At 51.3% G+C, this 22,714-nt stretch carries 20 protein-coding genes; 11 read left to right on the forward strand and 9 right to left on the reverse strand.

All coding sequences use genetic code 11. The annotated features are described in order from the left end of the window. Positions 1-34 precede the first annotated feature (34 nt). The 5 genes from pilQ to AC0IWZ_RS19525 form a co-directional block, all read right to left on the reverse strand. Positions 35-1,282: a type IV pilus secretin PilQ gene (pilQ, locus tag AC0IWZ_RS19505; RefSeq protein WP_471678669.1), complete on the reverse strand. Its 1,248-nt coding sequence runs from the start codon at positions 1,280-1,282 to the stop codon at positions 35-37. Next, the gene (locus AC0IWZ_RS19510) at positions 1,221-1,607 is read right to left on the reverse strand and encodes a HofP DNA utilization family protein (RefSeq protein ID WP_410373320.1); all 387 of its coding nucleotides are present in this window, start codon (positions 1,605-1,607) and stop codon (positions 1,221-1,223) included. The genes pilQ and AC0IWZ_RS19510 overlap by 62 nt, the downstream gene beginning before the upstream one ends. After that, on the reverse strand, positions 1,597-2,064 hold the full coding sequence (locus AC0IWZ_RS19515) for a HofO family protein (RefSeq protein ID WP_471678668.1): 468 nt from the start codon (positions 2,062-2,064) through the stop codon (positions 1,597-1,599). The genes AC0IWZ_RS19510 and AC0IWZ_RS19515 overlap by 11 nt, the downstream gene beginning before the upstream one ends. Further along, positions 2,048-2,524 carry a PilN domain-containing protein gene (locus AC0IWZ_RS19520; protein ID WP_471678667.1) on the reverse strand — a complete coding sequence of 159 codons (477 nt, stop codon included), beginning with the start codon at positions 2,522-2,524 and terminating at the stop codon, positions 2,048-2,050. Before AC0IWZ_RS19520 ends, AC0IWZ_RS19515 begins: the two co-directional genes overlap by 17 nt. Before the next feature lie 74 nt (positions 2,525-2,598). Next, positions 2,599-3,462, reverse strand: coding sequence for a type IV pilus biogenesis protein PilM (locus AC0IWZ_RS19525; protein WP_471680518.1), 864 nt, complete (start codon positions 3,460-3,462; stop codon positions 2,599-2,601). 80 nt (positions 3,463-3,542) lie between these two features. Here AC0IWZ_RS19525 and mrcA point away from each other — a divergent pair, with 80 nt between their 5' ends. Next, positions 3,543-6,095: a peptidoglycan glycosyltransferase/peptidoglycan DD-transpeptidase MrcA gene (gene mrcA / locus AC0IWZ_RS19530; RefSeq protein WP_034499139.1), complete on the forward strand. Its 2,553-nt coding sequence runs from the start codon at positions 3,543-3,545 to the stop codon at positions 6,093-6,095. A gap of 47 nt (positions 6,096-6,142) precedes the next feature. Here the strand turns inward: mrcA and nudE are convergent, their stop codons facing one another. Continuing rightward, entirely contained in the window at positions 6,143-6,703 is a 561-nt protein-coding gene (gene nudE, locus AC0IWZ_RS19535) for an ADP compounds hydrolase NudE (protein WP_034499176.1), read from the reverse strand. Between the two features lie 330 nt (positions 6,704-7,033). Here nudE and AC0IWZ_RS19540 point away from each other — a divergent pair, with 330 nt between their 5' ends. The 5 genes from AC0IWZ_RS19540 to pckA all read left to right on the forward strand — a co-directional run bounded on the left by AC0IWZ_RS19540 (position 7,034) and on the right by pckA (position 13,205). Further along, positions 7,034-9,175, forward strand: coding sequence for an intracellular growth attenuator family protein (locus tag AC0IWZ_RS19540; RefSeq protein WP_034499141.1), 2,142 nt, complete (start codon positions 7,034-7,036; stop codon positions 9,173-9,175). Between the two features lie 60 nt (positions 9,176-9,235). Then, entirely contained in the window at positions 9,236-9,916 is a 681-nt protein-coding gene (gene yrfG / locus AC0IWZ_RS19545) for a GMP/IMP nucleotidase (RefSeq protein ID WP_471678666.1), read from the forward strand. Continuing rightward, positions 9,916-10,317, forward strand: coding sequence for a ribosome-associated heat shock protein Hsp15 (gene hslR, locus AC0IWZ_RS19550; protein WP_410373314.1), 402 nt, complete (start codon positions 9,916-9,918; stop codon positions 10,315-10,317). The genes yrfG and hslR overlap by 1 nt, the downstream gene beginning before the upstream one ends. 58 nt (positions 10,318-10,375) lie before the next feature. Next, a complete protein-coding gene (hslO, locus tag AC0IWZ_RS19555) occupies positions 10,376-11,254 on the forward strand; it encodes an Hsp33 family molecular chaperone HslO (protein WP_034499148.1) in 879 nt (292 codons plus the stop codon). A 331-nt stretch (positions 11,255-11,585) separates the two neighbouring features. Beyond that, complete coding sequence (gene pckA / locus AC0IWZ_RS19560) at positions 11,586-13,205, forward strand: phosphoenolpyruvate carboxykinase (ATP) (protein WP_172893034.1); 1,620 nt, start codon at positions 11,586-11,588, stop codon at positions 13,203-13,205. A gap of 114 nt (positions 13,206-13,319) precedes the next feature. On the opposite strand, the gene envZ is transcribed toward pckA, so the two are convergent. Together envZ and ompR are read right to left on the reverse strand one after the other, a co-directional pair. Then, the gene (gene envZ / locus AC0IWZ_RS19565) at positions 13,320-14,672 is read right to left on the reverse strand and encodes a two-component system sensor histidine kinase EnvZ (protein ID WP_172893029.1); all 1,353 of its coding nucleotides are present in this window, start codon (positions 14,670-14,672) and stop codon (positions 13,320-13,322) included. Further along, complete coding sequence (gene ompR / locus AC0IWZ_RS19570; RefSeq protein WP_001157751.1) at positions 14,669-15,388, reverse strand: osmolarity response regulator transcription factor OmpR; 720 nt, start codon at positions 15,386-15,388, stop codon at positions 14,669-14,671. The genes envZ and ompR overlap by 4 nt, the downstream gene beginning before the upstream one ends. Positions 15,389-15,624: 236 nt before the next feature. On the opposite strand from ompR, the gene greB reads away from it, so the two are divergent. From greB to feoC, 5 genes are all read left to right on the forward strand, one after another. Beyond that, complete coding sequence (gene greB / locus AC0IWZ_RS19575) at positions 15,625-16,098, forward strand: transcription elongation factor GreB (RefSeq protein WP_034499154.1); 474 nt, start codon at positions 15,625-15,627, stop codon at positions 16,096-16,098. Between the two features lie 120 nt (positions 16,099-16,218). Further along, entirely contained in the window at positions 16,219-18,549 is a 2,331-nt protein-coding gene (locus AC0IWZ_RS19580) for a Tex family protein (protein WP_471678665.1), read from the forward strand. A 504-nt stretch (positions 18,550-19,053) separates the two neighbouring features. Then, on the forward strand, positions 19,054-19,278 hold the full coding sequence (feoA, locus tag AC0IWZ_RS19585; protein ID WP_034499160.1) for a ferrous iron transporter A: 225 nt from the start codon (positions 19,054-19,056) through the stop codon (positions 19,276-19,278). Positions 19,279-19,332: 54 nt separating this feature from the next. After that, positions 19,333-21,654, forward strand: a complete 2,322-nt coding sequence (gene feoB, locus AC0IWZ_RS19590) for a Fe(2+) transporter permease subunit FeoB (RefSeq protein WP_471678664.1) — start codon at positions 19,333-19,335, stop codon at positions 21,652-21,654. Between the two features lie 9 nt (positions 21,655-21,663). Beyond that, a complete protein-coding gene (gene feoC, locus AC0IWZ_RS19595) occupies positions 21,664-21,903 on the forward strand; it encodes a [Fe-S]-dependent transcriptional repressor FeoC (RefSeq protein ID WP_172893026.1) in 240 nt (79 codons plus the stop codon). A gap of 5 nt (positions 21,904-21,908) precedes the next feature. On the opposite strand, the gene bioH is transcribed toward feoC, so the two are convergent. Next, on the reverse strand, positions 21,909-22,703 hold the full coding sequence (gene bioH, locus AC0IWZ_RS19600) for a pimeloyl-ACP methyl ester esterase BioH (protein WP_471678663.1): 795 nt from the start codon (positions 22,701-22,703) through the stop codon (positions 21,909-21,911). Positions 22,704-22,714 lie beyond the last annotated feature (11 nt).

Consider the following 22,714-nt stretch of genomic DNA (forward strand, 5'->3'; position numbering starts at 1 on the left):
TCAAAGAAAAACTCAGCGCTGATGAAAGAAAACACTACGGAATCGGGATAAGTCTGGGCGTAATAAAGACAACTAATTCGCGGCGCTGATGATTTTTTGCGTCGTGGCGAAACAGGCTACCCACCAACGGTATTGAGCCGAGAATGGGAACACTATCGCTGCTGTCTTTGTTATGTTGCTGGAAAATCCCACCCAGTGCGAGGGTTTCACCATTTTTCACCGCGACCACCGTTTCTATCTCCTGTTTATCTATCGCCAGCACTTCGCCATCCGCTTGCTGAATACTTCTCCCCGGCATGTTTTGGCTGATGCGCAATTTTAAGCGAATGTTTCCATGGGGCTGAATTGTGGGCGTCACTTCCATCCCCAGAACAGCTTCTTTAAACTCTATGGACGTCGCCCCGCTTTCTCCACTGGAAACCTGATAGGGAATTTCAGTGCCTTGTTTGATGCTCGCGGGTTGTTGATGAGCCGCCATCAAACGCGGGCTGGCGATGATTTCTAATTGCTGTTGCTGTTCCAGAGCTGATAACTCAAGTTCCAGCAAACGCCCGTCAATGCGGGCAATATTAAACCCGACTTTTGTAGATGCATTGCTCACTGAAAGATCCGCCGAAATTCCCGTCGGCTGGTAGAGCTTGCTGTCACCCGTTTGCTCTGCCGTAGACCACTTCACGCCCAGTTCACGAAGCTTGTCCTGATTAATAGTGACGATATGGGCCTCGATTTCGACTTGCCCTATCGGTAAGTCCATTTCGCTCATCCAGTCTGCGACCTGCTTCAGTACCGTCTTGTTGTCTCTGACAATAAGACGGTTCGTTCGCTTATCAACCGTGATGTTGCCTTGCGGACTCAGGATCTTATTCCCCGATGATTTTAATGCTGCAGAGAGATCCTCAACATCTGCATGATGGGGAGCAAAGACCTGATAAAGCATAGGCTGCTCAAGCACTTGTTGCTTGCGTAATTCTAAAGCCTGCGCTTGCTGTTCGCGTTGCCGGGCTTTTGGCATCACCTGAATGACATTCCCGTCTCGCTGCTGGCTCAATTCCGCAGTATTCAACACGAGTTGAAATGCCTGCTTCCAGGGCACGTTGATTAAATTAAGCGACAACATCCCTTCAACACCCGGCGCAATGAGGAGATTGATATTTTGGTGCTCAGCCAACGCCTGTAAAACTTGCGCGACCGGCGCGTTGTCCAGTATCAGAGAGACACCTTTATCGGCCCGGCTTGTGAATGGCAGTAGCAGCGCCAGCAACATTACTCGTATCCATGGCATGATTTTTTCCTTTTATTTCCCAACGATAAGTTGCGGGCTGGCAGGTAGGGTCAATTTTTGCCGACACCCCCGCTTCATTCACACTTTCAATTCGCACACCTGGTGCGAGCTCATTATCGACCTTAATTCGACGCCAGATTCCTTGAGGGCTCAGCATCAGCGCCGTATTTGTAACTGCTGAGCCAATCACTCCTTGCAACACCCAGCCTGCAAGTTGTGCGGTTAATTTTTCACAAGGAGAAACCTGCGGCAGAAAAGGGTTTGCAGGCATCGCGTGTGCGCAAGACATCACAATGATTAAGCCCAACCACACGCTACGGTTCATCAGCAAACTCCATTGCCAGAACAAGTTTGAGTAATTCCCCTTGTGCCGTGATGGTGAATGAGTGACCGGCCACGACGTGATACTCAGCGAGGCGGGAAAACGATTCTGGCAATTTTTCCCATGGCAACAGCATTTCCAGAGTTCCTTGCTTCACGTCTGGCTGCCATTTCAATAGTTTCCCGTGAGCTTGCCCAACAAACTCCGCCACAGAAAAAAAGGGAGCATTTGACGGCTTGAGCGGCATACTGAGCGGCGTCAGTTTGCCTATTTTGTGGCGCACATCTGCCAGTTGCTGGCTCGTTAGCTCATTGCCCTTTTGCAATTGCTCCAACAAAGAATATTGCGGACGGATAAGGCATAACCACGCCACGAGTGCGACCACTGCGCCTATCGCAATAACTGAAACGATGCGCAGCCAAACGCCCCCGCTAAACCAGCGTTCAATTAGCCAGAGCATTCGCCACCTCGGACAACGTTAAAGTGAAAACAAAGCTCATCCCGCCCTGCGCTTCATACTGAACAGCTCCGGTACGAACCGTGGCAACACCCTCAAGCTGAGTTAACTCCTTTTCCAGTGCCTGCACGTCGTCCAAAAAACCTGCATGCCCTTTAATAACGAACTGATTTTTTTGCAGCGTTAAAGCAGACAACCACACGCCGGGAGGTAAAAAGTCAGCCAACTGTATTAATCGTCCATCCCAGACCTGAATTGCCCGCTGTTGCTGGGCACGGGTTTGCTGTAATTGCAGCAGTTTTTGATTATGTGCCTGCTCTAACAACCGCTTCTGGTAGATGTTTTTTAACACGGGCAACATGTTGCCCAGATACTCTTTATTCACCCGCTGTTGGCTAATTTCCCATGCTGAAAATTGCCTCACGCAAGCGACGAGTAACGGGGCGATGATTAAAATCAGCATCAGCCATGCGCCCCAGCGTTGAGCGCTTTGTTGACGCTGCCTCTGACGCCAGGGGAGTAGGTTAATGAGCTGCTTCATCTGCACAACCCGCCGATGGCAAGCCCAATGGCTACCGTAAATGCCCCTCCATGGCGCGGTAATGGAGGCTGTAAACGTGACAACGCTTGCCACGCATCCATAATCATTGCGCCAGGCAGGAGTGGTTCTGGCTGAGAATGACTCAAAGCGACAAACTGTGGCTCGGTGTTGAGTTGCTGACACAAATCTAAAATCGTCGGGACGGCATCCGTATCGGCCCACCCCCAACGCGGCATCACCTCTGTCGAGGCCCACAGCCAGTGGTTGTGCTCGCGATGGATAAGATATTGGCATTTCTCCAGATGGCACGGCGTAATGAGCGCCGGCAATGCACTGGCCCCAGGGGTTAACGTTGCGGGGAAGAGCCGTAACTGCGCTAAGCTCTTTAGCAATAACGCGACATCTGTCTGCCGAGCAGCAACAATCACATGCGCGTCTGCAACATCTTGTGACGCTAAATAATCCCAACACAATTGGGCTGGGGACATTTGTAACTGGCGGGCGGTTGCTGAGGCGATATACGCTTCGCTTGCTGGTTCGCTAAGGCGTTTATCGGGGATAGGAACCGGGCGTTGCAACGTTCGTTGGGTAGGAAAAGAGACGCGTAATTGATGGCGCAACGGTAACTCTTTTCGCCACGCTGACAAGACGTTAGTCAGCGCTTGGGTATTAATTAACAAACCGTCACGAAAGGTGGCTTCGGGCAGTGAAAATTGCCACCAGTGCCGAAGCTGCCATCCTTGCCGTTGGCGCTGTACCGCCACAGCACGAATGCTTTCATTTTGAATATCCAGGCCAATTTGCCAGGTTGTGAACACCATGTTTACGATCTCCTTATCGCCGGTTACGGAAAATGCCATACCAATGCCACTGGCTTGCCTTTATACTACCGCGCGGTTGTTTATAAACTGCCCAATGGAAACGTAATGGGAAATTTAAGGTGAAGTTCGTAAAGTATTTATTAATCCTTGCAGTGTGTTGCATTCTGCTGGGAGCAGGCTCGATCTTCGGGCTCTACAAATTTATTGAGCCGCAATTGCCTGATGTCGCCACGCTTAAAGATGTGCGACTCCAGATTCCAATGCAGGTTTATAGCGCTGATGGCGAGCTGATCGCTCAATACGGCGAGAAACGTCGTATTCCGGTAACGCTCGAACAAATTCCACCAGTGATGGTGAAAGCGTTCATTGCGACCGAAGACAGCCGTTTCTACGAACACCATGGCGTTGACCCGGTCGGGATTTTCCGCGCCGCCAGTGTGGCTCTGTTTTCAGGCCATGCCTCGCAGGGTGCAAGTACCATCACGCAGCAGCTGGCTCGTAACTTCTTCTTAAGCCCTGAACGCACTCTGATGCGTAAGATAAAGGAAGTGTTCCTCGCTATTCGTATTGAACAGCTGCTGACCAAAGACGAAATCCTCGAGTTATACCTCAACAAGATTTATCTCGGTTATCGCGCTTATGGCGTGGGTGCCGCAGCACAAGTCTATTTTGGTAAGTCCGTTGATCAACTGACACTCAGTGAAATGGCGGTGATTGCCGGTTTGCCAAAAGCGCCGTCAACATTCAACCCGCTTTACTCGATGGATAGAGCGACTTCCCGCCGTAATGTGGTGCTTTCGCGCATGTTGAGCGAAAACTACATTACCCAGGCGCAATATGACGAAGCGCGTAATCAGCCAATCGACGCGAATTATCACGCCCCAGAAATCGCGTTTTCTGCGCCGTATCTCTCTGAATTAGTGCGCCAGGATATGGTCGCCAAATACGGAGAGAAGGCTTACGAAGATGGTTACAAGGTTTACACCACCATCACCCGTAAGACGCAGCAAGCCGCACAACAAGCTGTTCGTAACAACGTTATGGCTTATGACATGCGCCACGGTTATCGCGGCCCGTCAAATGTGTTGTGGAAAGTGGGCGAAACGCCGTGGGACAAAACCAAGATTGTCGATTCATTAAAGAACCTGCCCGTTTATGGTCCTTTATTCCCGGCCGTGATTACCCAGACGTCACCTACTGAAGCGACGGCATTACTGGCCGATGGCAGTGCTGTTGCCCTGAATATGGAAGGTATGCGCTGGGCACGACCGTACCGCTCTGATACCGCGCAAGGCCCAACGCCACGCAAAGTGACGGACGTGGTGCAAGCCGGTCAGCAAGTGTGGGTGCGCAAAGTTGACGAAAGCTGGTGGCTTGGACAAGTCCCGGACGTGAACTCTGCCCTGGTTTCTATTAACCCGCATGACGGTGCCGTTGTGGCGCTGGTGGGTGGTTTTGATTTCAACCAGAGCAAGTTTAACCGCGCGACACAAGCATTGCGCCAGGTTGGCTCCAACATTAAACCGTTCCTGTATACCGCAGCCATGGACAAAGGTTTGACGCTGGCGAGCGTGCTCAATGATGTGCCGATTTCCCGCTGGGATGCCGGTGCCGGTTCCGACTGGCGTCCGAAAAACTCGCCACCGGAATATGCAGGCCCAATCAGATTACGCCAGGGCCTTGGCCAGTCTAAAAACGTTGTGATGGTGCGGGCGATGCGTGCAATGGGTGTTGATTACGCGGCGGAATACCTGCAACGCTTTGGTTTCCCTGCACAAAACATCGTGCATACCGAGTCCCTCGCCTTAGGTTCAGCATCATTCACACCGATGCAGGTCGCGCGCGGATACTCGGTCATGGCTAACGGCGGTTTCCTGGTTGACCCTTATTACATCTCAAAAATTGAGAATGAAATTGGCGGCACCATCTTTGAAGCGAAACCGAAAATCGCCTGCGCAGATTGTGATATCCCCGTGATTTACGGCGAAACGCAGAAGTCTAACGTTCTGGAAAATAAGGATGTTGAAGACGTCGCGCAGTCTCAGGAAACACAGAATGCCAGCGTTCCAATGCCGAAGCTTGAACAAGCTAACAGTGAGTTGGTTGCCCAAAGCAGCCCGCCGGAGTACGCGCCGCATGTCATCAATACACCGCTGGCGTTCCTGATTAAAAGCGCGCTTAACTCGAATATCTACGGCGAGCCAGGTTGGCAAGGCACCGGCTGGCGTGCTGGTCGTGACCTGAAGCGTAATGATATTGGGGGTAAAACCGGTACGACCAACAGCTCGAAAGATGCCTGGTTCTCGGGCTACGGGCCTGGTGTTGTGACATCGGTATGGATTGGTTTTGACGATCACCGCCGTGACCTTGGACGTACCTCCGCATCAGGCGCCATCAAAGATCAGATCTCAGGTTACGAAGGTGGCGCGAAGAGTGCTCAACCCGCGTGGGATGATTTCATGAAAGCGGCTCTGGAAGGTGTACCAGAAGAACCCTTAACTCCACCGCCAGGTATCGTCACGGTAAATATTGACCGTTATACCGGGCAGTTGGCGAATGGCGGAAGTAGCCGTCCTGAGTTCTTTATTGAGGGCACCCAACCGACGCAGCAGGCGGTGCATGAAGTGGGAACCACGATAATTGATAACGGCGAAAGCCACGAGTTGTTCTAGAACGAGATGTCACCCGCCTCATATGAGGCGGGTGAGTTAAAAAGGTTTTACAAACGCCCCTGCTCTTTCAGCCATTCCCGCACCAGGAAGAGCGCACTGACATTTCGCGCCTCGCTAAAATCTTCTTCATTCAGCAAATCGAGCAGCGATTCCAGCGGCCAGCGCACTTGCGGCAACTCTTCCGGCTCATCGCCTTCCAGAGATTCTGGATAGAGATCTTCCGCAATCACGATATTCATTTTGCTCGAGAAATAAGACGGCGCCATGGTCAGCTTTTTCAGGAACGTTAACTGATTAGCCCCAAAGCCCACCTCTTCTTTCAGCTCTCGGTTAGCCGCTTCAAAAACAGTCTCGCCCGGATCGATTAATCCTTTAGAAAAACCGAGTTCATAAGATTCCGTTCCAACCGCGTATTCGCGAATCAAAATCAAATGATTATCAACGATAGGGACTATCATTACAGCTTCGCGCGCGGACGGGCGCATGCGCTCGTAGACACGGCGCACACCGTTGCTGAATTCCAGGTCCACCGTTTCCACATTAAACAACCGTGAACGGGCCACGGTTTCAACATGTAAAATGGTCGGTTTTTGTAATGGTTTGCTCATCGTGAACGGGGCTAACAGTAAATGCAGGTGCACCATTGTGCGTTATGCCACATATCTCACGCAACGGACATTGGTTATTATTTACATTTCTGCAACTTTAAGTGATTTTTTAAGACCTCTGTTACCTGTCAATAGCCAGCAAATGAAATAGGAATTTGCTGATATTTCTCGCAAAGTCGCTTTGCTAACATTATGTTACAGCAGCCTATATACATAAAAATCCCTCAAGTTTGAGGTCAGGTATGCCGATAATGATTTTTACGCCCGTATGCTGTAAGGGGTGCAACTTGCTGCGTTTTAATAAGAAAACGAGTGTTTGATGGGGAAGGCATGAGCACCTTATTACTTCTTTTAGCTGCTATGCTGGCCTGCATCTTAATTGCGGGGTGGCTCGTATGGCGCAGCCTGCGCTTACGCGCTCGTTTATCACAAGCCCAATCATTTAGTGGTGCAACTTCTCGTAAGTTGACCGCTGATGAACGCGCCGCTGTTGAAAACTATATTGAATCCTTAGCACGCACGCAAAATATCGTGGGGCCTTCTGGCGCCAGTGCGGCACCCGCAAAGCTGGTTCTTAACTCCCTCAGTAACACGGCACTTTCTCTTACTCGCTCTATTACCCGTTATGGTTTATCCACAGATGACCCCAACAAGTGGCGCTATTACCTTGATTCTATAGAGGTTCACCTTCCGCCATTCTGGGAGCAGTACATTACTAACGATAACTACGTTGAGTTAATTCGTACTGAAACCATGCCACTGGTTATCTCCCTGAACGGGCACACGCTTATTGACTACAGCAGTGAAAACCGTGGCTTCGCCCTGGAACAAGACCCACACACTCAGGCTTCGATTCGCGGTGAAGAAAGCGAACAAATAGAGCTATTGAATATCCGCCAGGAGACACCAGAAGAGTATGCACTAAGCCGCCCCGATGGCTTACGTGAAGCGATTCTGATTTGTGTAGCTTTCATCATGCTGTTTTTGTGTCTGGTGACGCCTCCGGTCGTTTTGCCTTGGTTAGTGGGCGGCGCATTTATGCTGCTGGCAGCAAGCCTTTGGGGTCTGTTTGCTCCGCCTGCCAAAAATACGTTGCGTGAAGTCCACTGTTTACGCGGCACGCCTAAGCGCTGGGGGCTGTTTGGTGAGTCGAATCAGGATCAAATCAACAATATTTCATTAGGGATAATTGACCTGATTTACCCTGCTCACTGGCAGCCTTATGTGGCTCAGGATCTCGGGCAGAAAACGGATATCGACATTTATCTTGATCGGAATGTACTCCGCCAGGGGCGCTTTTTATCGCTGCATGACGAAGTGCGCAACTTCCCTATCCAGCATTGGGTACGCAACCTGGTGATTGCAAGCGGGAGCTTAATCGTTCTGCTGATGCTGACTCTTTGGGTGCCGCTGGAAATGCCGTTAAAACTGAGCATCTCCTGGTTGAAAGGTGCACAAACCATTGAAGCCACCACTGTCGCAGACCTGAACAAAACGGCGCTGCGGGTTGGCGACACGCTGAAAGTGAACGGAACTGGCATGTGCAACATTCATACTCCAGGCAACTACATCACGCGGCAAACTTACCCATTCACGCCGTTCGATTGTTCGCAAATTGTCTGGAACACCGCGCAGTCTTTGCCGGTGCCTGAATCAGATATCATGGATAAAGCCACCGCGCTGACACAAGCCGTCAGTGGGCAAATCCACCCGCAGACCAGTGAAGATTCAAAGGTGAACCCGCAATTACGCGATGCTATTCAGAAATCAGGCATGGTGTTACTGGATGATTTTGCCGGAATTGTATTGAAAACACAGGCGCTGTGTACCGCAGCAGACGAATGTGTACGTCTGAAAAATGCGCTGGTAAACCTTGGGAATACAAAAGATTGGGATGCACTCACCAAAAAGGCTGATTCAGGAAAACTCACTGGCGTGAATGTTTTGCTGCGCCCGGTCAGTGCTGAGTCGCTTGATAACCTGGTCACCACGTCTACGGCTCCCTTCTTTATCCGTGAAACAGCTCGCGCGGCACAAGCGTTGAACAGCCCCGCCCCTGCCGGGTACGTGATTATCAACGATGAAGGCAGCGACATGGTAGACCAGCCGCTCCCGCCAGTTCCGTTATACGACATCCCTGCACAAGAACAATGGGGGGAGTTCCAGCGTCTGGCCGAAATGCTACTTAAAACGCCATTTAGCGCCGAAGGAATTATTACCGGTATTAAACAAGATGCGAACGGCACACAACATATCACGCTGCACAAAATCCCGGACAGCAGCAGTCTGTGGCGCTACATCAGCACTACATTGCTGCTCATCTGTATGATTGCCTGCCTGTTGATCAATGGAGTGCTGGCGATTCGCCGCTTCCGCCGCAGCCGCAGCCGCCTGGCGCAAATCCAGCAGTACTACGACAACTGCATGAATCCCTCGTTAACGACGATCTCCGCCGTCCGCCCGCTGTTCTAAACTTCACGCGACAGGTTGTGCTAACCTGTCGCGCAGTTTCCTCTAATCAGGCCCGAACCTATGCATATTGATATTGCCTGGCAAGATGTTGATACCGTATTGCTCGATATGGACGGCACATTGCTGGATCTCGCGTTCGATAATCACTTCTGGCAAAAACTGGTGCCGCAAACAGTCAGTGAACGAAGAAATATCCCACTGGATGAAGCGCACCAGCTGATCGCCCTCGAATATCACGCCGTGCAACATACGCTAAACTGGTACTGTCTGGATTACTGGAGTGAGCGTCTGGGTTTGGATATTTGTGCGATGACCACAGCTGCTGGGGCAAACGCGGTGCTACGTGAAGACACCGTCCCGTTCCTGGATGCCCTGAAAGCCTGCGGTAAGCGGCGGATATTACTCACGAACGCGCATCCACATAATCTGGCGGTCAAACTGGAGCACACCGGTTTAGCTCAGCACCTTGATTTATTACTTTCCACCCACACATTTGGTTATCCGAAAGAAGATCAGCGGTTGTGGCAAGGTGTTGCCGAGCATACCGGACTGGAACCGGCCAGAACGCTATTTATAGATGATAGCGAACCGATTCTTGATTCTGCTGCGAAGTTTGGCATTCGTTATTGCCTGGGCGTCACCAATCCAGATTCCGGCCAGGAAGACAAAATCTATCACCGCCATCCGGCATTGAATGACTACCGCCATCTACTCCCGAAGTTGATGTTTAAGGAGTCGTGATGAAAGAGAAAGCGTCTGAAGGTGTGCGTCTCGACAAATGGCTGTGGGCGGCGCGTTTTTATAAAACACGAGCCATCGCCCGGGAAATGGTTGAAGGCGGCAAGGTGCATTACAACGGGCAACGCAGCAAACCGAGTAAGCTCGTTGAGCTAAACGCGATGCTGACGTTACGCCAGGGGAATGACGAGAAAACCGTCAAAGTTCTGGCCGTAACCGAGCAACGTCGCCCCGCTACCGATGCCTCGCAGCTGTATGAAGAGACCGCGGAAAGTATCACTAAAAGGGAGAAAGTGTCGCTGGCGCGCAAAATGAATGCGCTGACAATGCCCCACCCCGACCGTCGCCCTGATAAAAAAGAGCGGCGCGATTTGATGAAATTTAAACACGGTGGCAACGAATAGTCCCCATCTGCAACTTGAAAGATGAAGGGTAAAGCTGCCATCTGAATGAGAGAAAATTATGACCCAACACGACCAACTGCACCGTTATTTGTTTGAAAACTTCGCCGTACGCGGTGAGCTGGTAACGGTTTCCGAGACCTGGAAACAGATCATGGAAAACCATGATTACCCGGCACCGGTGAAAACTATTCTCGGTGAATTGCTGGTCGCAACCAGCCTGCTGACCGCAACCCTCAAGTTTGATGGCGATATTACCGTGCAACTACAAGGTGATGGCCCGATGACTCTCGCGGTGATCAACGGTAACAATAACCAGCAAATGCGTGGCGTCGCGCGTTTTAAAGGTGAAATTCCTGCCGATGCGGACCTGAAAACTCTGGTGGGAAATGGCTACCTGGTTATCACCATCACACCAGCACAAGGTGAACGCTATCAGGGTGTGGTTGGGCTTGAAGGCGATACGCTCGCGGCATGTCTGGAAGATTACTTCTTACGTTCCGAGCAGTTACCAACGCGCCTGTTTATCCGTACTGGCGACGTAGATGGCCAACCCGCTGCTGGCGGCATGTTGTTACAAGTCTTGCCAGCTCAAGATGCGCAGGCCGATGATTTCAATCATCTTGCAGCGTTAACAGAAACTATCAAGGCTGAAGAACTGCTGACTTTACCGGCCAACGATGTGCTGTGGCGTTTGTACCACGAAGAAGAAGTGACACTTTACGATCCGCAAAACGTCGAGTTTAAGTGCACTTGTTCCCGCGAACGTTGTGCCGATGCACTGAGAACGCTGCCTGATGAAGAAGTGGATAGCATCATTGCCGAAGAAGGTGAAATCGACATGAACTGCGATTACTGTGGCAATCACTACGTGTTCAACTCTATGGACATCGCTGAAATCCGCAGCAACGCCTCCCCAGCCGATCCGCAGGTGCATTAATCTTCTTTCCCTTACTTTCGCTTTCTCCCTCTCCTGGGGGAGAGGGCTGGGGTGAGGGCATTTTGAAAAAGATAAATTTCACGGTTTGCATACGAATGCGCTCTCGCTCACACCTCGTCCGTTAATCGCACTATTTTTTAACATATTCAGAATATTTTCCCTGCCTCATTAGCATTTCCTGCCATACTCTCACCCCGTTGTGACTCGCTTCACAGCGTTTTCCGCTATATGGATTTGGGTGGATGCTCAAATCTATGATAGGTGTCGCGGTTAACAACCAATAAACAACCCTACAATCTCAAGCAGTACAAATTGGCTAAGGAGCAGTGAAATGCGAGTTAAAGGCATAACAGCGCAAGATCTCAAGGCTTATGGTATTCATGATGTAAGCGAAGTCATTTACAACCCCGATTACGACACCTTGTATCATGAAGAGTTAAATCCCAATCTGGAAGGTTTTGAGCGCGGCGTAGAAACAAACCTCGGTGCAATTGCTGTTGATACCGGTATCTTTACCGGCCGTTCCCCAAAAGATAAATACATCGTCCGCGACGACACAACCCGCGATACGCTGTGGTGGGCGGATAATGGCAAAGGCAAAAACGACAATAAACCGCTGAGTGAAGAAACCTGGCAGCATCTGAAAGGACTCGTCACCAACCAACTCTCTGGCAAACGCCTCTTTATTATTGATGCTTTCTGCGGCGCGAATGCTGATACCCGTCTCTCGGTGCGTTTTATTACCGAAGTGGCCTGGCAGGCTCATTTCGTTAAGAACATGTTTATCCGTCCAACTGACGAAGAGCTGGAAACATTCGAAGCTGATTTCGTGGTGATGAATGGCGCGAAATGCACCAACCCACAATGGAAAGAGCAGGGTCTGAATTCTGAAAACTTCATCGCCTTTAACCTGACCGAGCGCGTGCAATTAATTGGCGGCACCTGGTACGGCGGTGAAATGAAGAAAGGGATGTTCTCTATCATGAACTACCTGCTGCCGCTCAGAGGCATTGCTTCCATGCACTGTTCGGCAAACGTCGGCGAAAAAGACGATGTCGCCGTGTTCTTTGGTTTGTCTGGCACTGGCAAAACCACGCTTTCTACCGATCCAAAGCGCCGCCTGATTGGCGATGACGAACACGGATGGGACGACGACGGTGTGTTCAATTTCGAAGGCGGCTGCTACGCGAAAACCATTCGTTTATCCAAAGAAGCCGAGCCGGAAATCTTCAATGCGATTCGCCGCGATGCGCTGCTGGAAAACGTCACTGTTCGCGCCGACGGTTCCATCGACTTTGATGACGGCTCTAAAACTGAAAACACGCGTGTCTCCTACCCGATTTACCATATTGAAAACATCGTTAAACCGGTTTCTAAAGCTGGCCACGCCAACAAAGTTATCTTCCTTACCGCTGATGCTTTCGGTGTTTTACCCCCGGTTTCACGCCTGACGGCAAACCAAACGCAATACCACTTCCTGTCTGGCTTTACCGCCAAACTTGCAGGTACTGAGCGTGGCATTACCGAACCGACGCCAACTTTCTCTTCTTGTTTTGGTGCGGCATTCTTGTCTCTGCACCCGACGCAATACGCAGAAGTGCTGGTGAAACGCATGCAGGCTGCGGGTGCTCAGGCGTATCTGGTTAACACCGGCTGGAACGGCACCGGCAAACGTATCTCCATAAAAGATACGCGTGCAATTATTGATGCGATTTTGGATGGTTCTCTGGACGATACAGAAACGTTCACATTGCCAATCTTTGGCCTTGCAGTGCCGACAGCACTGGCAGGTGTTGACGAAAACATTCTGGATCCGCGTAAGACTTACGCAACGCCTGAGCAATGGCAGGAAAAGTCAGAGCAACTGGCTAAGTTGTTTATCGAGAATTTTGAGAAATACACAGATACCCCAGCGGGTGCAGCGCTTGTTAGTGCAGGGCCGAAGATCTAATTTTCGAATAGCGAACGAGTTTATAAGGTGGATTAGCGCAAGTGACATCCACCCTCTACGCTAACCCAATAGACAAAAAAGCGAACCCCAAGAGGTTCGCTTTTTCTTTATCACTCAGCTTTCTTTAATCTGGCTGAAAGTTTTGTTCATCGGTAACGGCAAATAAGCCCGTATCCGCAAACCGCCCCGCTCGCTAACGCCGATATCCAACAGACCGTTATGGTTGTCGATAATACGTTGTACGATTGCCAACCCCAGACCGGTGCCGCTGGTAGTCCGCGCACTGTCGCCGCGAACAAATGGCTGGAACAGGTGTTTAAGCTGCTCAGGCTTAATGCCCGGGCCATCATCTTCGACCTGGAACCAGGCACGGTTAAGCTCGCCACCACTGCTGACTTTAATCCAGCCATTTCCATAACGCGCGGCATTCACCACCATATTGGCGACAGCTCGTTTAATGGACAGCGGATGGATATTCACCAGTAATTCGCCTGCTTGAAGATCGGTTTCAATCTCCCGCTCGTAACCGCTTTCTGCAGCCACCACTTCACCCAACACACTGTTGAGATCGGCAGTTTCCAGTGGCATCTCTTGCCCGGTACGCAGGTAATCGATGAACTGTTCGATTATCGCATTACACTCTTCGATATCTTTATTAATCGACTCAGAGAGATAACCATCTTCTTCACTCATCATTTCTGTTGCCAGACGAATACGAGTGAGCGGCGTACGCAAATCGTGGCTGACACCCGCCATTAACAGCGTGCGGTCATCGGCGAGTTGCTTCACACCAGCGGCCATATGGTTGAACGCGCGGGTAACTGAACGCACCTCCGAGGCACCATATTCACGAAGCGGCGGCGGAATAATCCCTTTACCGACCTGCAACGCGGCGTGCTCGAGGTCAACCAAGGGTCGGTTCTGTATTCGAATAAACAACCACGCACCGCCTATCGCCAGCAGCATTATAGCAAGCGTATAGCGGAACAGCGGTGAGAAGTCGCCCTGGTGAATTTCAGTCAGCGGAACGCGAACCCAGATATTTGGCGACAGCCACGTCTTCAGCCACACAACCGGCGAGCTTTTGTTAACCTCAACGCGAACTTCGGTTGGGCCGCCCAATTGCTGCGCCATTTGATGGCTTAAGAATTCGTAATGCTGCGCCCAGCGCAAACCCGCGTCTTCCGCCGCTTCATTGGAATACAAAGAGATTCCCAACTCACGGTAGATTTCACGCCGAAATGCAGGCGGAACCACCAGTTGCGTCCCATCTTCAAGTTGCAGTTTATCGGTCATCAGCATACGGACTTCGTAAGCCAGTACCTTATTAAACTGTTGCAAACTCGGCAGAATGGCAAAGTTCAACACCACAAGGTAGGTCGTCACCAGGCTGACAAACAGCAAGGTGACGATCAATAACAGCGTGCGGGCAAACGAGCTTCTGGGGGAGAAGCGGACTCGCCTCATGCCTTAGAACCGTCCGGCACGAATACGTAGCCCAGGCCCCATACGGTCTGGATATAGCGTGGATGTGCAGGATCTTCTTCAACCATACGGCGCAGGCGAGAAATCTGTACGTCGATAGAGCGTTCCATCGCACTGTATTCACGGCCACGCGCCAGGTTCATCAGTTTATCGCGTGATAACGGCTCACGCGGATGGCTCACCAGCGCTTTTAGTACCGCGAACTCACCGCTGGTTAACGGCATAGGCTCATCTTCACGGAACATCTCGCGGGTGCCGAGGTTCAGTTTAAACTTACCAAACGCGATAACCGCTTCTTCCTGGGAAGGTGCACCTGGCAGTTCGTTGGCCTGACGGCGCAGAACAGCACGGATACGGGCGAGCAGTTCACGCGGGTTAAACGGTTTTGGAATGTAGTCATCCGCGCCAATTTCCAGCCCTACGATGCGGTCAACTTCTTCGCCTTTCGCAGTAACCATAATGATTGGCATCGGGTTGCTTTGGCTGCGCAGGCGACGGCAGATAGACAAACCATCTTCGCCTGGCAACATCAAATCAAGGACCATCAAGTGGAAGGATTCACGGGTTAGCAGGCGATCCATCTGTTCTGCGTTAGCAACGCTACGGACCTGGAAGCCTTGTTCGGTGAGGTAACGTTCCAGCAGCGCACGCAGGCGCATGTCGTCATCCACGACCAGAATCTTATAATTCTCTTGCATTCTTATACTCCCAAAGGCTCGAACAGTGAGTGCGTATTCTTAAAAAACTGCGACGTTACGACCAGTCAAATCTGGTATATATTCTAGTCGAAATTGTTACAAAGCATATTAAACAGATGGTTATAGGTACTTTTTAACACAGAATAATGACTTACTTCGCAAATCGACAGGATTGCCATCACCCTGATATTTCGGTTTAAATCATCTTTATTGTTCTACCCATTCAAGGCTTGACGATGAAAACGCCATTAATTACCCGCGAAGGCTATGAAAAGCTCAAACAAGAAAAGGACACCTTGTGGCGTGAAGAACGTCCGGAGGTGACTAAAAAGGTCACCTGGGCCGCAAGTCTTGGCGATCGCAGTGAAAATGCCGACTACCAGTACAACAAAAAACGGCTGCGAGAAATAGATCGAAGAGTGCGATATCTCACGAAATGCCTCGAACAGCTGAAAATTGTCGATTATTCGCCACAACAAGAAGGCAAAGTGTTCTTTGGTGCGTGGGTAGAAATTGAAAATGATGACGGAAACCAACTGCGTTTTCGCATCGTCGGCTATGACGAAATTTTTGGCCGCAAAGATTACATTTCTATCGATTCACCTATGGCACGTGCACTGCTGAAAAAAGAAGTGGGCGACCTCGCTATCGTGCAAACACCCGCCGGTGAAGCCCAGTGGTACATCAATGAAATCGAGTATGTGAAATAGCACACAGGCCAGCAACAGAACAGTCCGATTCATCACCTCTCGGGCGCTGTGGCTGGCATTTTCACCCTCCAATCCGTATAACTACACTCTGAAATTTCGACTCAAACAGATGAAAAAACCATGATGAATGATTCACTCTGCCGCATTATTGCCAGCGAGCTTAAGGCCAAAGATGAACAGGTTGAAGCCGCCGTTCGCCTGCTCGATGAAGGGAATACCGTGCCGTTTATTGCACGCTATCGTAAGGAAGTCACTGGCGGTCTGGATGACACGCAACTGCGTCAGCTGGAAACTCGTCTGGGCTATCTGCGCGAATTAGAAGACCGCCGTCAGACAATCCTCAAGTCCATTACCGAACAAGGTAAAATGAGTGACGAGCTTGCCGCGGCCATCAATGGCACGCTGAGTAAAACCGAGCTGGAAGACCTTTATTTGCCGTATAAGCAAAAGCGCCGTACTCGTGGGCAAATTGCTATCGAAGCAGGTCTGGAACCACTGGCCGAACTGTTATGGAACGACCCGTCCCACACTCCAGAAGAGGCCGCTGCAAGTTACGTTGACGTCGACAAAGGCGTTGCTGATACCAAAGCCGCACTGGATGGCGCTCGCTACATTCTGATGGAGCGTTTTGCCGAAGACGCGGCATTACTCGCAAAAGTGCGTAACTATTTATGGAAGAACGCGCACCTGGTTGCCAATGTTGTTGCGGGTAAAGAGGAAGAAGGCGCGAAATTCCGCGACTACTTCGACCATCACGAACCGATTGCTACCGTCCCGTCACACCGCGCCCTCGCCATGTTCCGTGGTCGTAATGAAGGCATTTTACAGCTCGCGCTAAATGCCGACCCGCAGCACGATGAACCACCGCGTGAAAGCTATTGCGAACAGCTCATTATTGACCACCTCGGCTTGCGCCTGAACAATGCTCCGGCGGATGCCTGGCGCCGTGCAGTAGTGAGCTGGACCTGGCGTATAAAAGTGCTGATGCACCTCGAAACCGAACTGATGGGCACCGTGCGCGAACGCGCCGAAGACGAAGCGATTAACGTGTTCGCCCGTAACATGCATGATTTGCTGATGGCCGCCCCTGCTGGCCTGCGCGCGACAATGGGTCTCGATCCGGGCCTGCGTACCGGCGTAAAAGTCGCCGTGGTGGATTCCACCGGTAAACTGGTCGCCACCGATACTATTTACCCGCACACCGGGCAAGCTGCGAAAGCGGCGGTCGCCGTTGCGGCACTTTGCGAGAAGCACAACGTAGAATTGGTGGCTATAGGCAACGGCACGGCATCGCGTGAAACCGAGCGTTTCTTCCTTGATGTGCAGGCGCAGTTCCCGAAAGTTACCGCGCAGAAAGTGATTGTCAGTGAAGCGGGTGCATCGGTGTATTCAGCATCTGAGCTGGCAGCACTGGAATTCCCGGATCTCGATGTTTCAATTCGTGGCGCAGTGTCGATTGCTCGTCGCCTGCAAGATCCATTGGCAGAGCTGGTGAAAATCGACCCGAAATCTATCGGTGTCGGCCAGTATCAGCACGATGTTAGCCAGTCTCAGTTAGCGAAAAAACTTGATGCCGTAGTCGAAGACTGCGTAAACGCCGTGGGCGTTGATCTGAATACTGCATCGGTCCCGTTGTTAACTCGCGTAGCGGGCTTAACACGCATGATGGCGCAGAACATCGTGAACTGGCGCGACGAAAATGGCCGTTTCCAGAACCGCCAACAACTGCTGAAAGTCAGTCGTTTAGGGCCGAAAGCGTTCGAGCAATGCGCGGGCTTCCTGCGTATTAACCACGGAGATAACCCGCTGGATGCTTCCACCGTTCACCCGGAAGCGTACCCGATTGTTGAGCGTATTCTGGCGGCAACCGAGCAAGCATTGCAGGATTTGATGGGCAATGGTGAAGCACTGCGCGGCCTAAGACCACGCGATTTCACCGATGAACGTTTTGGTGTGCCAACGGTGACTGACATCATCAAAGAGTTGGAAAAACCAGGCCGTGACCCGCGCCCGGAATTCAAAACCGCGAAGTTTGCTGATGGCGTAGAAACCATGAACGACCTTCAGCCTGGCATGGTGCTGGAAGGCGCTGTCACCAACGTGACTAACTTTGGCGCGTTTGTGGACATCGGTGTGCATCAGGATGGCTTAGTCCACATTTCCTCGCTTTCAGACAAATTCATCGACGACCCGCATAAAGTGGTGAAAGCCGGTGATATCGTCAAAGTGAAAGTGATGGAAGTGGATATGTCGCGTAAGCGCATTGCACTGACTATGCGTCTGGATGAGCAACCTGGCGAGTCCAACCGCCGTGGCTCCGCACCACGTGAGCAAACTGAACGCCGCCCGGCACAGCAACAAAAACCGCGCGGACGTGATAACGCCAGCAGCAGTAATGCAGGTAACAGTGCGATGGGTGATGCGCTGGCTGCGGCATTTAAAAAGCGCTAATCATTGATGAACAAATCCCCCCTCTCCCACTCAATAGCGAGAGGGGGGATTTCTCTGGTTCCCGATTCAGCACAATTTGTTTGTTTTAATCTGGCATGGTCTAAATAACATTTCGTTATCACCCTAACCAGTTCATCCCAATTAGATTAAGTTTGCGGTAGATCAATTTCCGCAACACTTTAAAAACAGCACCAATATTTATCAAATCTGTAACAGATGAAATATCCAGACAACATTAACGAAGGTTAATTAATAAAATTACGCATTTACGAAAAACACAACCCACTGTTAATTATTCATTTTTTATAAAAACCTCACCAGGCACCACGAAAAAATAATAAACAACCGCGCTGTGGAAAATAATCTAAACGACTTATTCATCACAAAAATAATTATTGAAGACAGAAACCATTCTCATTATCATTGATTTGTTCGTTATTTCTCCTTTATCCAACGAAAACTCTCGTTAGCATAAATACCAGAGCGCAGCTCTAAGTAGGTCCTATGCAATTCTTGCCAAGTAGTGCGTGGAAAATTACCGGCTTTGCCAGCGAAATTAGCCCGTCATATCGCCAGAAATTATTATCGCTCGGTATGTTGCCCGGCTCTTCATTCAACGTTGTACGTGTCGCGCCATTAGGCGACCCGATTCATATTCAAACACGTCGCGTCAGTCTGGTATTACGCAAAAAAGATCTCGAACTACTGCACGTTGAAGCCATTGCCTGATTGGCGGGGTGAGCGCTCGCGCTCGTTGCTATTTTCTTTAAGTTCACGAAAAAAATGAAAAAATTAACTATCGGCTTAATCGGTAACCCTAACTCCGGGAAAACCACGTTATTCAACCAGCTCACCGGCTCACGCCAACGAGTGGGTAACTGGGCAGGCGTTACCGTAGAACGTAAAGAAGGTCAGTTTTCAACGCTGGCGCATCAGGTCACATTGGTCGACTTGCCGGGTACTTACTCGCTGACCACCATTTCATCGCAAACTTCTCTGGATGAACAAATTGCCTGTCACTACATTTTGAGTGGTGAAGCAGACTTACTGATAAACGTCGTCGACGCCTCCAACCTTGAGCGCAACCTGTACCTGACGCTGCAATTGCTGGAACTCGGCATTCCGTGTGTCGTCGCGCTCAACATGCTCGATATCGCCGAAAAGCAGGACATTCGCATTGATATTGATGCGCTTGCTGCACGCCTGGGCTGCCCGGTTGTGCCACTGGTTTCGACCCGCGCGCGTGGTATGGAAGGGCTGAAGCTGGCAATCGACCGCCGCCTGCCAAACACGCATACCGATTTAGTGCTTTACCCACCAAGACTACTTGAAGAGGCCGACAATCTGGCCGCGCAAATGCCTGCCGATATGTCTGCCCAACAGCGTCGTTGGCTGGCTCTGCAAATGCTGGAGGGCGATATTTACAGCCGTGAATATGCCGGTGACGCCGCCGATAAACTGGATACCATTCGTGCCCAACTGGCCGAAGAAAACGAAGATCCGGCGCTGCTGATTGCCGACGCGCGTTACCAAACCATTGCCGCGATTTGTGACTCCATCAGCAACAGTCTGACCGCCGAGCCACATCGTTTAACGGCAATGATGGATAAAATCATCCTGAACCGATTCCTCGGTTTGCCTGTTTTCCTGCTGGTGATGTACGTGATGTTCTTGCTGGCGATTAACATCGGCGGCGCATTACAGCCTATTTTCGACGGCGGTTCAGCGGCCATCTTTATCCACGGTATTCAGTGGATTGGCGCCACCCTGCACTTCCCAAGCTGGCTGACGATTTTCTTAGCCCAGGGGATCGGCGGCGGTATCAACACCGTGCTACCACTGGTGCCGCAAATCGGCATGATGTACCTGTTCCTTTCGTTCCTTGAAGACTCCGGTTACATGGCCCGTGCGGCATTCGTTATGGACCGCCTGATGCAATCCCTCGGCTTGCCGGGTAAATCATTCGTGCCATTGATTGTCGGCTTCGGTTGTAACGTGCCGTCGGTAATGGGTGCGCGTACGCTGGATGCCCCGCGTGAACGCCTGATGACCATCATGATGGCGCCGTTTATGTCATGCGGTGCACGTCTGGCGATTTTTGCGGTGTTTGCCGCCGCGTTCTTCGGCCAGGAAGGCGCGTTAGTCGTCTTCTCGCTCTATATTCTCGGCATCGTGATGGCGATCCTTACCGGCCTGATGCTCAAACACACCATCATGCGCGGTGAAGCAACGCCGTTTGTGATGGAACTGCCGGTCTATCACGTCCCGCATCTGAAGAGTTTGTTACTGCAAACCTGGCAGCGCCTGAAAGGGTTCGTGCTGCGTGCCGGTAAAGTGATCGTGATTGTGAGTATTTTCATTGGCGCACTGAACAGCTTCTCGTTTAGCGGCAAAGAAGTCGACAATATCAACGACTCGGCGCTGGCCTCCGTAAGCCGCGTACTGACACCGTTGTTGCAGCCGATTGGTGTCCACGAAGATAACTGGCAAGCGACCGTTGGTCTGTTCACCGGGGCAATGGCAAAAGAAGTGGTTGTCGGTACGTTGAACACGCTATACACCGCTGAAGATATGCACGAAGAACCGTTTGATGCGGCAAGCTTCAGCCTGACCGATGAATTAGGTGCCGCCGCAGGCGAAACCTGGCAGAGTCTGAAAGACACCTTCAGCCTGAGCGTGTTGGCCAACCCAATCGAAGCCAGTAAAGGCGACGGCGAGATGGCAAGCGGTGCGATGGGCGTTATGAGCAGCAAATTTGGCAGCCCGGCTGCGGCCTACAGCTACCTGATTTTTGTTCTGCTCTATATCCCATGTATTTCGGTGATGGGTGCCGTTGCCCGTGAATCCAGCCGTGGCTGGATGATGTTCTCGGTGCTGTGGGGGCTGAACATCGCTTACTCACTGTCCACGCTTTACTACCAGACGGTAACGTTTAGCGCTCATCCGAAGTACAGCCTGGTCTGTATTCTCGCGGTGGTGTTGTTCAACGTGTTGTTGATTGGTGGTTTGCGTAAGGCGCGTAGCCGTGTGGATGTCAGCCTGATGACGACCCGCAAAACAGTCGAAGCGGCCTGCTGTAAAAGCACCGCTGGCGATTGCCACTAAGGAGAGGGTATGGCGAGTTTAATTGAGATTCGTGATGCGCTGGCGCTGCAAGGGCGACTGGATGCGACGCAAATTAGCCAACAGCTCGCCACGCCGTTACCGCTGGTGAACGCCATGCTGAGCCGCCTTGAAGCCATGGGCAAAGCGATGCGTATCACCGAAGACCCAAGTGATTGCCTGACTGGCAGCTGTAAAAGCTGCCCGGAAGGTAAGAAATGTATACGGGAAGTGTGGGCGCTGCGGGCATAAGATTTTTAAAGGGTGGATGACGCCTGGGGCTTATCCACTCTACAAAACTCTTCAATTACCCGGCAAAATTCCTGCGGGTGCGAAATAAACGGTGCATGGGCCGCTTTCGGGAAAATCACCGCCTCGCTTTGCGACCAACGTTCATCCAGCAAACCGGCAATTTTGCGCGGTACCAGCCCATCTAAATGCCCATATAAACGCAAGAATGGCACGTCAAGATGGCTCAACGGCTCACGTAAATCTGCCGTTTTCAGGATTTCCAGCCCCCCGTTTAACACCTCCACACTCGGCATCGGCTGCTCGAGAACAACCACCTTCAGACGGCGAGCGTCCTGGCGTGCGGTTTCCGTGCCCAGAGTTTGCAGCGCAAGAAAACGCTCAACCGTGTGCTGAAAATCTTCACTGAGCTGTTGCTGGAAATTCGCCAGCACTTCCGGTTTGATCCCCGGCCATTCGTCGTTTGCGGCAAAACAGGGCGAGGAGGCAACCGTGACCAACCCTTTTACGCGCTGCGGATGGCTGAGTGCAATCCGGCTGGCCACCAGCCCGCCTAAACTCCAGCCCAGCCAAATCGCCTGCTCTGGCGCTTGCGCCAATACTTGCGTAGCCATCTCCTCAAGCGTCAGTGCGCCGAAATTCTGGCTGCGGCCATAGCCCGGCAAATCGACAAGATGAAGACGAAAATGCGAGCCGAGTTCCTCGCAAATGCAATGCCACACTTCCGCGTTCAGTCCCCATCCGTGCAGCAGCACAAGATCGTCTTTTCCTTCACCTTTTGTCTGCCACCAAAGCGTGCTCATCAGTTACTGTT

The sequence above is a fragment of the Buttiauxella sp. AC142 genome (genome assembly GCF_979253435.1).